This window comes from Salibacterium lacus (assembly GCF_042684865.1).
GTDB classification, from domain to species: domain Bacteria; phylum Bacillota; class Bacilli; order Bacillales; family Marinococcaceae; genus Salibacterium; species Salibacterium lacus.
In genome coordinates, this window is the sequence record NZ_JBHUML010000002.1 from 216,331 (window position 1) to 228,588 (window position 12,258).

Annotated in this window: 12 protein-coding genes; 9 read left to right on the forward strand and 3 right to left on the reverse strand. The window is 46.7% G+C overall.

The features are described from left to right. Nucleotides 1-20 precede the first annotated feature (20 nt). From dnaG to ACFSUB_RS01670, 6 genes are all read left to right on the forward strand, one after another. Nucleotides 21-1,847: a DNA primase gene (gene dnaG / locus ACFSUB_RS01645; protein ID WP_380711443.1), complete on the forward strand. Its 1,827-nt coding sequence runs from the start codon at nt 21-23 to the stop codon at nt 1,845-1,847. Nucleotides 1,848-1,978: 131 nt separating this feature from the next. After that, the gene (gene rpoD, locus ACFSUB_RS01650; protein ID WP_026700327.1) at nt 1,979-3,097 is read left to right on the forward strand and encodes an RNA polymerase sigma factor RpoD; all 1,119 of its coding nucleotides are present in this window, start codon (nt 1,979-1,981) and stop codon (nt 3,095-3,097) included. Nucleotides 3,098-3,204: 107 nt separating this feature from the next. Beyond that, entirely contained in the window at nt 3,205-3,759 is a 555-nt protein-coding gene (locus ACFSUB_RS01655; protein WP_380711444.1) for a hypothetical protein, read from the forward strand. A gap of 146 nt (nt 3,760-3,905) precedes the next feature. Next, entirely contained in the window at nt 3,906-4,262 is a 357-nt protein-coding gene (gene cccA, locus ACFSUB_RS01660) for a cytochrome c550 (RefSeq protein ID WP_380711445.1), read from the forward strand. Between the two features lie 59 nt (nt 4,263-4,321). Next, nucleotides 4,322-5,053 (forward strand): tRNA (adenine(22)-N(1))-methyltransferase, encoded by a 732-nt coding sequence (locus ACFSUB_RS01665; RefSeq protein WP_380711446.1) that lies wholly within the window; start codon nt 4,322-4,324, stop codon nt 5,051-5,053. Then, the gene (locus tag ACFSUB_RS01670) at nt 5,040-6,158 is read left to right on the forward strand and encodes a Nif3-like dinuclear metal center hexameric protein (protein WP_380711447.1); all 1,119 of its coding nucleotides are present in this window, start codon (nt 5,040-5,042) and stop codon (nt 6,156-6,158) included. Before ACFSUB_RS01665 ends, ACFSUB_RS01670 begins: the two co-directional genes overlap by 14 nt. A 209-nt stretch (nt 6,159-6,367) precedes the next feature. On the opposite strand, the gene ACFSUB_RS01675 is transcribed toward ACFSUB_RS01670, so the two are convergent. After that, nucleotides 6,368-7,315: a 4-hydroxy-3-methylbut-2-enyl diphosphate reductase gene (locus ACFSUB_RS01675; RefSeq protein WP_380711448.1), complete on the reverse strand. Its 948-nt coding sequence runs from the start codon at nt 7,313-7,315 to the stop codon at nt 6,368-6,370. A gap of 155 nt (nt 7,316-7,470) precedes the next feature. After that, a complete protein-coding gene (vrrA, locus tag ACFSUB_RS01680; RefSeq protein WP_380711449.1) occupies nt 7,471-7,860 on the reverse strand; it encodes a VrrA/YqfQ family protein in 390 nt (129 codons plus the stop codon). 137 nt (nt 7,861-7,997) lie between these two features. Between vrrA and ACFSUB_RS01685 the strand changes: the two genes are divergently transcribed. Together ACFSUB_RS01685 and ACFSUB_RS01690 are read left to right on the forward strand one after the other, a co-directional pair. Further along, nucleotides 7,998-9,284: a DEAD/DEAH box helicase gene (locus tag ACFSUB_RS01685; protein WP_380711450.1), complete on the forward strand. Its 1,287-nt coding sequence runs from the start codon at nt 7,998-8,000 to the stop codon at nt 9,282-9,284. Between the two features lie 14 nt (nt 9,285-9,298). Continuing rightward, entirely contained in the window at nt 9,299-10,189 is an 891-nt protein-coding gene (locus ACFSUB_RS01690; RefSeq protein WP_380711451.1) for a deoxyribonuclease IV, read from the forward strand. 173 nt (nt 10,190-10,362) lie between these two features. Here the strand turns inward: ACFSUB_RS01690 and ACFSUB_RS01695 are convergent, their stop codons facing one another. After that, nucleotides 10,363-10,620 carry a DUF2624 family protein gene (locus ACFSUB_RS01695; RefSeq protein WP_380711452.1) on the reverse strand — a complete coding sequence of 86 codons (258 nt, stop codon included), beginning with the start codon at nt 10,618-10,620 and terminating at the stop codon, nt 10,363-10,365. Between the two features lie 252 nt (nt 10,621-10,872). Here ACFSUB_RS01695 and ACFSUB_RS01700 point away from each other — a divergent pair, with 252 nt between their 5' ends. After that, nucleotides 10,873-12,252: an ATP-binding protein gene (locus ACFSUB_RS01700; protein ID WP_380711453.1), complete on the forward strand. Its 1,380-nt coding sequence runs from the start codon at nt 10,873-10,875 to the stop codon at nt 12,250-12,252. Nucleotides 12,253-12,258: the final 6 nt, after the last annotated feature.

Genomic DNA, 12,258 nt, shown 5'->3' on the forward strand with positions numbered 1-12,258 from the left:
ATAAAGCGGGGGATGAAGTGTTGGCAGGTCTTATACCGGAGGAAACCATTACCGAGGTACAACAATCCCTTGATATCGTTGACGTTGTCAGTGAACATCTTCAGCTGAAAAAGCAGGGAAAGCATTACATCGGCTTATGTCCGTTTCACGGGGAAAAAACACCGTCTTTTTCCGTTTCACCCGACAAACAGCTGTACCACTGCTTCGGGTGCGGGGCCGGTGGAAATGCGATAACGTTTGTGATGGAAATGGAAGGCTTGTCCTTTGTAGAGACGGTGAAAAACCTGGCGGACAAAAATGGGATCGCTGTGCCGGATGCCGTATCCGTCTCATCCGGTCCAGGAGAAAATGGCGAACCAACGTCCCGCAGTGAAGGGCATGAACTGGCGGCCAGGTTTTATCACCATGTGTTAATGAACACCGAACAGGGTAAACAGGCGTATGACTACCTTGAAGCGCGGGGGATTACTGCAGAGTTAATGGAACGTTTCCAGCTTGGATTTTCCCCTGATCAGCCCGAGGTGTTGAAAGGTCTGCTTGATAAACGTGGTTTTGATCTTGAGGAGATGGAAGAGCAGGGCCTTCTATACCGGCAGGAATCTACAGGGGAACTTCGGGACAGATTCCGGAACCGGATAATGTTTCCGATTCGCGATTTACGAGGCTGGACGGTCGGATTCGGCGGAAGAACGCTTGGTGGAGCGGAGCCGAAATATCTGAACAGCCCGGATTCAGCATTATTTCATAAAAATGAACTGTTATACGGGTTTGATGTGGCAAGAAAGGCAGTCCGCAGAGAAAATGCCGCTGTACTGTTTGAAGGGTATTCTGATGTCATCGCTGCGAACAAGGCAGGTGTTGATAACGGACTGGCGTCGCTTGGAACTTCTTTAACTGACAGACAGGCCCAGATCATCCGCCGTAATACCGAACGTATTATTATCTGTTACGATGGAGATAATGCCGGGCAGGAAGCGGCTTGGAGAGCGGGTGAAGTTCTTGAAAAACAAGGGTTAAGCGTAGAGGCGGCTATGCTTCCCGCCCAGACTGATCCTGATGACTACATCCAAATGTATGGAACAGACCGTTTTCAAAAAGAAATCATTGAAACGGCTCTCCCTTTTATGAGCTTTAAAATTCAGGCTTTAAAGAAAGATAAAAATCTCCAGGACGAAGGAGATAAGCTCCGTTATATCGAAGAAGTTTTAAAAGAGATGACGGCTCTTTCCCGTGCGGTCGAGCGTGACTTTTATTTAAGACAGCTGGCCGATGAATTTTCGCTTTCTCTGGATGCCCTGAAACAGGAACAATACCGGGTTTACAAAGAACAGGGCGTAAAGAGGCATCCCGCTCCCAATGGAAGAGATCAGGAAAAAGAAGAGAGGCGGCGGGGATTTGACCACTACTCCGGCGCGAGACTTCATCCGGCCCATCATAATGCGGAACGGTATCTTCTGGCTCATATGATGCGCGACCGGGAGGCCTGCATGGAAGTACAGGAAAAACTCGGCGGTGATTTTAATCTGGATCACCATGCTGCTCTTGCCGCTCACCTTTACGCCTACTACGGAGAGGGGAACCAGGCTGATACCGGATCTTTTATTAACCACCTGAGTGATCCGGAACTGATAAAGGAAGCATCGGAAATCGCAATGCTTGACATTACCGAACACATGTCGGAAAATGAATTAGCTGACTATGTGGACAAGATTAAAAACTATCCAAAGTGGGTAGAAATAGAACAAATACACCAAAAACTAAAAGAAGCAGAACGAAATCAAGACGTTGAACTGGCTGCCAAACTTGGAAATGAAATGATTAACATGAAAAAAGACTTGAAAAAATAAACTCCTTAGAGTACGATAGGGAGTTATTTTGAATTTTTTCCGGCGAATTGCTGAGAATAAATACGGTACAGTCCCCGGATAGAAGTTCAAATAAGAAACAGCGGTTTGAAGATTGGAAGGAGGGATCGAGGATGGCTGAAAAACCAACGCGCCCGCTCGCGGAAGGTGAAATGTCGATCGATCAAGTGAAAGAACAGTTACTCGAAACCGGTAAAAAACGGGGAGTTCTCTCGTATGCTGAAATAACAGAAAAACTGGCACCTTATGACCAGGATTCAGAGCAGATGGACGAGTTTTTTGAATACCTCGGAGAACAGGGCATCGATCTGCTGAATGAAGGGGAGGAAGTCCCCAGCATGGAACAGGTGGAAAAAGAAGAAGAAGAGCTCGACTTAAATGATCTCAGCGTACCCCCGGGTATTAAAATTAATGATCCTGTCCGTATGTATCTAAAAGAAATCGGCCGGGTCCCTCTTCTTTCCGCTCAGGAAGAAATTACGTACGCCAAACAGATTGAAGAAGGCGATGACGAAGCGAAACGCCGCCTTGCTGAAGCGAACCTCCGTCTTGTTGTTTCCATTGCCAAGCGCTACGTCGGACGCGGCATGCTCTTTCTTGACCTTATTCAGGAAGGGAATATGGGGCTTATCAAAGCCGTTGAAAAGTTCGATTACGACAAAGGGTTTAAATTCAGTACGTATGCGACGTGGTGGATACGCCAGGCTATTACAAGGGCTATTGCCGATCAAGCCAGAACAATCCGTATCCCCGTTCATATGGTGGAAACAATCAATAAACTAATCAGAGTCCAGCGCCAGCTCCTTCAGGATCTTGGACGCGAGCCGACACCGGAAGAAGTTTCCAAAGAAATGGATTTGACTCCGGATAAGGTACGCGAGATTCTGAAAATCGCACAGGAACCTGTATCCCTTGAAACGCCGATTGGCGAAGAAGATGATTCCCACCTCGGAGACTTCATTGAGGATCAGGAAGCAACAGCACCATCAGACGCGGCAGCGTATGAACTGCTCAAAGAACAGCTCGAAGATGTGCTCGATACGTTGACAGATAGAGAAGAAAACGTACTTCGGCTCCGCTTCGGTCTGGATGACGGAAGAACCCGCACACTGGAAGAAGTAGGGAAAGTGTTTGGTGTCACAAGAGAGCGGATCCGTCAGATCGAAGCCAAAGCACTCCGCAAACTGCGTCATCCAAGCAGAAGCAAACGTCTTAAAGACTTTCTCGATTAAATGGAAACAGCACGATTGCCTCTCCATCCGCCAAGGGGCAATCTTTTCCTGTTTCAGGAACAATACGGCGTGTGGTAACTTCTGCGTCCGGACAGAGGGGAATTCGCATGGATGAATACAGAAGAGATATTTTGATAAAAGAAATAAAATACTGGAAGGCGAATCAACTGCTGCCGGATGATTACTGCAATTTTCTGCTGATGCTTTATTCAGAAGGGGAAGAGGCTGAAGAGATAAGCGGTGAATCTCCGCCTGTTTCCGCCTCCCGCCCCCCGCAAAAGCGGTTTATTGTTATGCTTTGTGCGGCTGTGGCGGCAGTGGTTTTAACATTTATTGTTATCCATTTTACTTCTTTTTCCCTTCTATTGCAAACGCTCTCGCATCTGGTGCTTGCTGTCTTTGTCTTTGGTATGGCTGTGTATGCCCGGAAACAGGATGGTATGCTGTTCCACCTTCTTATCTCAGCAGGTGCTGTCATTTTTTTTACGGGCAGTACAACAAGCGTTATGCGTTTTGAAGAAAGCAATGTGCTTCTTTATGTGACGATTCTTTTAAACTGCTCCATTTGGTTTGCTGCCGGTTATTACCGGAAGCTTCCCTATCTTTTATGGGCGGGGGGAGCAGGTGTGCTTCTCACCAGCCTATTTATTTTTATTTTGTAAACACCGGGGATAAGTGAACACAGTGTGACAAAAACTATAAAAGTGCGCGTAGAGACTTTTCTTGGCAGGAATAATAAAGTAAAATGAAAAGGAATGCATACTTGTAAGAGTACAATATATGTACATAGGCTAAAGGGGGAAAGGTTATGAAAGGAAAGCCTCTCATTCCGTTTTTTCTAATCGCGGTTGCCGGTCTTGTTCTGACAGTGGGGCTGTCCCTTGTTGGTGTCAATCAGCAGGCAAATGAAGGAGAAGAGGGATCGCAGCAGGATCCGGTTGCACGCGGGGAGCAGGTCGTGAACGAAAACTGTATCAGCTGTCACGGCGAAAACCTGGAGGGTGGCAGCGGCCCTAATATTTCAAACGTTGGAAATGACATGTCGGCTGAAGAAATAGCTGACATTGCACAAAACGGCGTCGGGGACATGCCTGCTGGTGTAGTTTCATCGGCGGAAGACGCGCAGGCGGTAGCTGAATATTTGCTTTCGCTGTCTGAAGAATAAAGAAGGAGGAGGACAGCTCCTCCTTCTTTTGCCATGTAAAGAGAGGAATCCATGAAATCATGAACCATGATAATGTAACGAAAAGACTGCGGGCTGTGGCCGGGCATATACGGAAAGGTTCTGTAATTGCTGATATTGGAACGGATCACGGTGCCATCCCTATTTTCGCTGTCAGACACAATGTGGCAGCTTCTGCTGTAGCTGCCGATGTGAATGAGGGGCCGCTTGCTGCTGCCCGTACCAACATAATAGAAGAGGGGCTGGAGAACCGGATACAGGTCCGCTCTGGAAACGGTCTTCACGCCCTGCACAAAGAGGACAGCGTGGATACGATTGTCATATCCGGTATGGGAGGGACGTTAATCTCAACCATACTGGAAGAGGGCAGTGCGCTGCTGAACGGCGTGGAACATCTCATTCTTCAGCCGAACATGGGGGCAGAGGAAATCCGCCGGTGGTTACGCGCAAATGGGTGGAAGCTTGAATCCGAGGAAATGATCGAAGAAAACAGCCGTATCTACGAAATTCTGACCGCGGTTCCCGGTGAACCTGATATTCCCTACAGCAGCATATCCTTCGTACAGGAAATGCAACTTTTATTCGGCCCCTTTTTAATGAAGGAGCAGAATCATGCTTTTATAAAGAAATGGATGAGGGAAAAAGAAGAATGGGAACGAGTGCTGCGACAGCTGAATAAGGCGGAAAAGCCGGAGCAGGTGGAGGATAAAAAGCAGGAGCTCAGGAGAAAAATCCGAATGGCAGAGGAGGTCCTTTTCGATGAAACAAGCTGATGGACAAATGATTATAAACGCCTTTGAAACGTGGGCGCCGCGCTCCCTTGCGATGGAAAAAGACAACGTCGGCTTAATGGTTGGAACGTTGAACAAGCCGGTGCACCGGGTTCTCACGACACTGGATGTCTCCATGGAAGTGGCAGAGGAGGCAGTGGAAAAAGACATAGATTTAATTATAGCCCACCATCCTTTGATTTTTAAACCGCTGGCATCACTCGAAACGGCCGGTGGAAAAGGATCCATTATAGAAAAATGCATCAAGAACGATATCGCCGTGTACGCAGCCCATACCAACCTTGATATTGCAGACGGCGGAGTTAATGATATGCTCGCCGAAACTCTTGGCCTGGGAGACACAGAAGTGCTTGTTCCTACGACAGAAATCCCTTTGAAAAAAGTAACCGCATTTGTGCCGGAAGGGCATGTTGAAGCTGTTCGCTCCGCTCTTGGAAATGCAGGAGCGGGGCACATTGGGGATTACAGTCACTGTACATTTTCAGCAGAGGGAACAGGCACCTTCATTCCGGGAGATAATACCGATCCATATCTCGGCACTCAGGGAAAAATGGAGTTTGCAGCAGAAACACGGATGGAAACCGTCGTTCCGGAAACACTGCTGCCTGGAGTCATTCAAGCACTGGAGAATGCCCATCCGTATGAAGAGCCGGCATATGATGTGTACCCCCTTGATATGGAAGGGGAAATCATGGGGCTCGGCAGAACCGGTTATCTTCCTGAACCTCTTTCGTACGAAACGTTTATCGATCTTGTGAAATCGACTTTTGGGATCAAGCATGTCCGCACAGCCGGTACGGAACCAAAGGAAGTACGAAAAGTGGCTGTGCTTGGAGGAGACGGCAATAAGTTCTGGACCCACGCCCTTCACAGTGGGGCGGATGTGTATATTACCGGGGATCTTTATTTTCATACTGCTCAGGATGCGGCGCTGGAAGGATTGAACACAATCGATCCGGGACACCATATTGAATATGTTATGAAAGAAGGAGTGAAACGTAAAATGGAGCATTTGCTGGACATATCACCCTATGCTCTAACATTTTACGCATCTGCCGTCTCTACCGACCCTTTTTCGTTCCGGTAAACTCAGACAGAAAAAAGGCGTCCGGGACAAAACTTCTATAAGATAGAAAAATACCGAACGATTTTTTAAATCGTTCGGTATTTTTCGTTGCTGAGACCAGCCGCTGCGCCAACATGCTTTGCTGCTATACGGCTTTTGACCAGAGACACAGAACATTTGTATTATCTAACTCATGATGTTCTTTTGTCCCAGACCCTTCTTTTAGTCCGTTATTCTGCTTTGCTTTTTACTTTCGGAAGGATTTTTGCTGTTTCTACTTTATTTTCTGTATTCCAGGTAGATGGATCATTTTCATCGTATTGTTTCAGAAACTCGATGACCTCTTTTGTAATCGGGGTCGGTGTCGATGCACCGGCGGTTACTGCGATGGTTTCGATTCCTTGCAGCCATGCGAGATTCAATTCGGTAATGTCGGTGATACGATGGGCCGGTGTACCGGCGTTGCTTTCGGAAACCTGTGCGAGCCGGTTTGAATTGTTACTCTTTGGATCCCCGATGACAAGCAGTAGATCAGCATCTCCGGCCTGTTCTGAAACAGCCTCCTGACGCACCTGGGTGGCCATGCAGATTTCATTGTGAATTTCAGCGGTTGGATAACGCTCCAACGCTGCGTTCATAATATCAGAAACATCCCACTGGCTCATGGTTGTCTGATTGGTGATGGTGATGTTTTCGGTTGGAATGTCAAGTTCCTCGATATCTTCCATCGTCTCCACCAGATGAACGATGTCAGGTCCCATGCCTACTGCTCCTTCCGGCTCGGGATGTCCTTTTTTCCCAATGTAGATGACATGGTAGCCCGCTTCTCTATTGCTGCTTATTAATTCATGGGTCCGGGTTACATCCGGGCAGGTTGCGTCAATGGTGGTGAGTCCTTTTTCTTCTGCGAGTTCGCGGACCTCCGGAGATACGCCGTGAGCTGTAAAAATCACGGTCCCTTGTTCCACTTCTCTCAGGATTTCAAGACGGTTGGGCCCGTCCAGAGAGATAATACCTTCTTCGTCAAACGCGTTGGTAACATGTGTATTATGAACGATCATTCCCAGAATATAAATGGGTCTTGGCAGGTCAGAACTGTTGGCAGCCCGTTTTGCAATTACCATTGCATCCACGACACCGTAGCAGTATCCTCTTGGGGCGATCTTAATTACTTCCATAACAGCCTCCTCTGAAACTGATTCTATTTCATCCATATTTTCTGTGATTTTAAACGCAGACCATCACACATAAAACTACATTACTACATTGGTATGCTAAGCTTATTATACTATCTCACAAGTTGAATGTAAAAGAGGAGGCAGTTCCGGATTTGTTACACATAAAGTTTCGGCGGAGGGGTCATTTCTTTTTCTTCTTCCTCGCTGTCCCGGTGCTGACTTGTTTCGTACGGAAATTGTGATGTTTTTGACGGTGCTCTTGATCCGGTTGAAGCAGGGGCTGCGGATAACATTTTCAGAAAGAAAGGAAGCTGCCGTACGAGCGGATAATACTGTTTAATATAGGGCGCAGCTGTCTGTGCAAGGCGAAGCGCCTGCTGAACCCGTGGCAGAAGAGTCTCCAGTGCCGGCATTCTTTGGGTGAACTGCTGAGGAAGAGCATCCGGAGCTCCTCCGGCATATGGATAACGATGCGGTGGAGGTGGAGGAGCAGGCGGGTGGTGCGTTAACGGTGCATGTGGATACTCATGAAAAAAATCAGACATACTGTTCATCCTTTCTATTATTGTACAAAAAGCTGCGGCTGTGTTTTTGCCCTGTTTATGATAAAATATGAAGGCATAAAGACAGTTGTGCAAAAGAAGAAACGAAGAACATTTTGTATCATGGAAGGCGGTAAGACATGAAAGGATTTAAAAGGTTTGAACTGCCCCCGTTTTTATTGGAGGCGCTCGAAAAACAGCATATCCATCAGCCGGCCGATATTCAGGAAAGGCTGATCCCGGCTGTTTTGAATAAAAGGGATGTTATAGGACAATCCCAGACTGGAACAGGAAAGACGCTGGCCTTTCTGCTGCCGGTTGCAGCCCGTATCGATCCAAAGAAACATCATGTGCAGGCCGTCATTCTTGCTCCGACAAGGGAACTGGCCTCTCAGCTTCATCAGGAACTCAAGAAACTGCTGGAGGTTGGAGAAGGCAGCGATATTTCCGCCAAAACGCTTATTGGAGGGACGGACCGCCAGAAAACAGTAGAACAGTTTCAGCATCCGCCTCATATCGTGACTGCGACGCCTGGACGGCTGAAAGATATGACAGACAGCGGCGTGGTGGATGTCAGTAAAACGGAAATGCTTGTCGTGGATGAAGCCGACCAGATGCTCGACATGGGATTTATTGAAGAAATTGATCCGGTAGCTTCTAAAATGCCGGAAACCCTTCAGATGTTGGTGTTTTCCGCCACCATTCCGGAGGCACTGCAGCCATTTCTGAAAAAATATATGAGCTCGCCCCGGCATGTCCATGTACATCCGGAAGAAGCGTCGCCGGCTGTCATCGACCATTATTTCATCCCCGTCAGGCATCGAAACCGGACGGAGCTCACGATTGAGCTGGCTCTCAGGCTGCAGCCTTATTTTGCGATTATATTCACTTCCACGAAAGAAGAAGCGGATGAAATGGCCGAAGCAATGAGCATGAAGGGCATTCATGCAGACACGCTGCACGGAGATATCAGCCCGCGCCGACGTAAACAGGTGATGCGCAATGTCGATAAGCTCGACGTGCAGTATCTGGTAGCAACAGACCTGGCGGCAAGAGGGATGGATATTGAAGGAGTTTCCCACATTATTAATCATTCCCTTCCCAAAGAACTCGGTTACTACGTGCACCGGGCAGGCCGGACCGGACGAGCCGGGGCGGACGGAGAAGTGTACACGCTCGTAGATGAACAGTCCGAATATCCCCGCGTGTCGAAATTACAGGATCAGGGTATTTCGTGTACCTTTATTGATTTTAAAAAAGGAGAATTCACCCTGCTCGACAATCCGTTGAAAAAGGCTGCGAAAAAGAAAAACAAGTCGTCAGACACAGATGCTGCGGTGAAGAAACCGAAAAAAGTGAAACCAGGGTACAAAAAGAAAGCAGCACAGCAGCCCGCAGGCAGACAAAATAAAAAACGCAGAAAATAAGGAGGACAATCACGGTGTTACTAGGATCCCACGTGTCCATGAATGGAAAGAAGATGCTTCTCGGGTCAAGTGAAGAAGCATATTCCTACAATGCTTCGGCCATGATGATTTATACCGGGGCCCCGCAGAATACTCGTAGAAAAGCAATTGAGGATTTAAACATTGAAAAAGGCAGGGAGCACATGGCTGAACACGGCATTAAAGAGGTTGTCGTACATGCTCCCTACATTATAAATATAGCCAATACCACTAAGCCGGAGACCTTTCAGCTGGGTGTGGACTTTTTACGATCGGAGATAGAACGGACAGAAGCGCTTGGGGCAGCGCAGATTGTGCTTCATCCTGGATCCCATGTCGGAGAAGGGGCGGATAAAGGAATCGCAAAAATCATTGAGGGATTGAATGAAGTAATTGACCCTTCCCAGAATGTTCAGATTGCGCTGGAGACAATGGCTGGTAAAGGTTCTGAATGCGGTCGTACATTTGAAGAACTGGCGGCGATTATAGACGGAGTAACCCATAATGAAAAGTTATCCGTCTGCTTTGACACTTGTCACACCCATGATGCCGGTTATGACATTGTTCATGATTTCGACGGTGTATTGACATCGTTTGATAAACATATCGGTATGGACCGCCTTAAAGTGCTGCATGTGAACGACAGTAAAAATGAAAAAGGGGCAGCTAAAGACCGTCACGAAAACATAGGTTTTGGCTATATCGGTTTTGAAGCACTGAAAGATATCGTGCATCATTCCGAGTTCGACAGCATCCCAAAAATACTGGAAACACCATATGTCGGCACGGACAAGAAAAATAAAAAGCCGCCTTATAAGCACGAGATTGAAATGCTCACTGCGAAATCGTTTGACGAAACGATGAAAGATGAACTTCTTTCACAGTAAGCACAAAGAGCCGGGGCGTCCCCCTCCCGATAAGGAATACCCTTCCTATTGGGAGCTTTTTTTATCAAAAATTACATCTGCCTGCCCTCTAAAGCAGAGCGGCACAGGGCAGCTGATGTTGTGCTGTTTGTAGATAGGACTTTTACTGATTGTACGAAAAATACGACTGTGTTTTACGTCATATACTGATGATAAAGCTGTTTCACGGCCTGAAAGGTTTCAGGTGAAACATTCTTCTGAATGGCGTTGAAAACAGGCTGGTGGGTTGATGCATCATCGATACTCCATGGATGGGTCTGGACTGTATGAAGTATGACGGCCGCCTCTTTTGGCGTCATGGGGACACCGTACACACGGGCATATTGAAGAATGTCTTCCGGGCGCATCTCAGCTATTTTATACTTGATCCACTGCTCTTTGAAAGCATTCATGTTTTACATCCTTCCTGCATAAAATCTGATAAAGAACTGCTTCTATATCTATGCAGAATTCTCGTGAATGTCACCGTATAAGTGAACCATCCATGAAAGCAGAAGTTTTTCCGATATAGGAACAAGAAAAAAATGACCAAAAAATGTAGCAATTATTGAAAATTTTAGTATAATTGAAAATAGGATCAAACATGGAGGGGCACCAGGGGAAGCATAGATGGTATGGAACTGGTTTAATCAAGGAGGGGTACCATGAATCAATCACTGCAGACCGTTGCTACAAGTGATTTTCAGGAAAAATTTCAGGCACTCAGGTCGGATGTAATGGAACTTCTATTGTCAGAGAGTGGAATGATTCTGTCCGTTAATGAAACAGCAGCCGCGTATTTTTCAGAGTACGATTCTTTTTTCCGTTATGTACCAACGAAACGCCGGCAGCAGGCAAAACAATTTCTTGAAGAAGTCAAATACCGGGGATGGTGCGAGGAAGTCCCGGTGTGTCACTCTTTCCGGCAGGACAAGCAGTATATTCAATACAATGGGGAATGGTCGGAAGGTTATATCCTGCTCAGCGGACGAAATATATCCAGAACCAGATTTTCCATTGAAACGTCAGAGTTACTGCAGCAGTTTGAGCATGCAGGGGCCATTATTAATGCGGATATGTATATTGAAATGTACAATGAAGCTTTTAATCACTACATTCATCCTGAACCGGAAGTGGGAACTGTTTCTGAGCGAAAGGCGGGGCATGAAAGTCCATTGCATCCATTGGCAAAACTGGAGGTCGTGCCTAAGCTCGTCGAAGAAGTCCTCGAGAAACAGAAGCCTCTCGAACTGGAAGTGAAAAATGACCAGGCGGAAAACTGGCTTTATTTAAAAGGAATCTATTTAGCGGAAACAGACACTGTGCTTCTTATGATATATGACCTGACATATGAGAAAAAGTACCACCGCCTGCTTACGTATCAAGATCAAATGGAATCGGTTTCCTACTTGTCAGCCGGAGTGGCACATGAACTCCGCAATCCCTTATCCGTCATAAAAGGATTCCTCCAGTTATCATCTCTGACGGAAAGTTTTTATAAGTATTCGGACACGATATTATCTGAAGTGGAGCGGATGAATGAAATTATAGACAATTTTCTTTCAGTCGCCCGCAAAAAGGTTCAAAAAGAATGGAAACTTCCATCTGACCTTCTCGATAGTGTCATTGACATGATGCGCTCGGAATGCTTGATGCAGGGAGTGCTGTTTCATTACGAGGTCGAGCCGGTTGAAGGGGTTATAGAGGTGAACGAGTCCTCTTTTAAACAGATTATTCTGAATGCTCTTCGAAATTCAATGGACGCGTTTCCGGAAGGGCAGAAAAATAATGAATTCTCTTTAAACAGCTTCGAAGAAAACGGCCATTTGATTATTCAGCTGAAAGACAATGGCTCCGGTATTCCGGATCATGTTCTTGAAAATATCGGAAAACCATTCTTCACAACCAAAGAAAAGGGAACCGGAGTGGGTATTCCGTTATGTAAAAAGATTATGGAGGAACATAACGGCACGTTCGAGGTGGAGAGCGGGCCTGGAAAAGGAACGAACATAAATCTGTCTTTCCCTCTTTATCACAGGGAATAAAAGAAG

Bases quoted from the DNA above. Each gene is read 5' to 3' on its own strand.
- rpoD (WP_026700327.1), top strand. From the start codon at position 1,979: ATGGCTGAAAAACCAACGCGCCCGCTCGCGGAAGGTGAAATGTCGATC.
- ACFSUB_RS01655 (WP_380711444.1), top strand. From the start codon at position 3,205: ATGGATGAATACAGAAGAGATATTTTGATAAAAGAAATAAAATACTGG.
- cccA (WP_380711445.1), top strand. From the start codon at position 3,906: ATGAAAGGAAAGCCTCTCATTCCGTTTTTTCTAATCGCGGTTGCCGGT.
- ACFSUB_RS01665 (WP_380711446.1), top strand. From the start codon at position 4,322: ATGAACCATGATAATGTAACGAAAAGACTGCGGGCTGTGGCCGGGCAT.
- ACFSUB_RS01670 (WP_380711447.1), top strand. From the start codon at position 5,040: ATGAAACAAGCTGATGGACAAATGATTATAAACGCCTTTGAAACGTGG.
- ACFSUB_RS01675 (WP_380711448.1), bottom strand. From the start codon at position 7,315: ATGGAAGTAATTAAGATCGCCCCAAGAGGATACTGCTACGGTGTCGTG.
- vrrA (WP_380711449.1), bottom strand. From the start codon at position 7,860: ATGTCTGATTTTTTTCATGAGTATCCACATGCACCGTTAACGCACCAC.
- ACFSUB_RS01685 (WP_380711450.1), top strand. From the start codon at position 7,998: ATGAAAGGATTTAAAAGGTTTGAACTGCCCCCGTTTTTATTGGAGGCG.
- ACFSUB_RS01695 (WP_380711452.1), bottom strand. From the start codon at position 10,620: ATGAATGCTTTCAAAGAGCAGTGGATCAAGTATAAAATAGCTGAGATG.
- ACFSUB_RS01700 (WP_380711453.1), top strand. From the start codon at position 10,873: ATGAATCAATCACTGCAGACCGTTGCTACAAGTGATTTTCAGGAAAAA.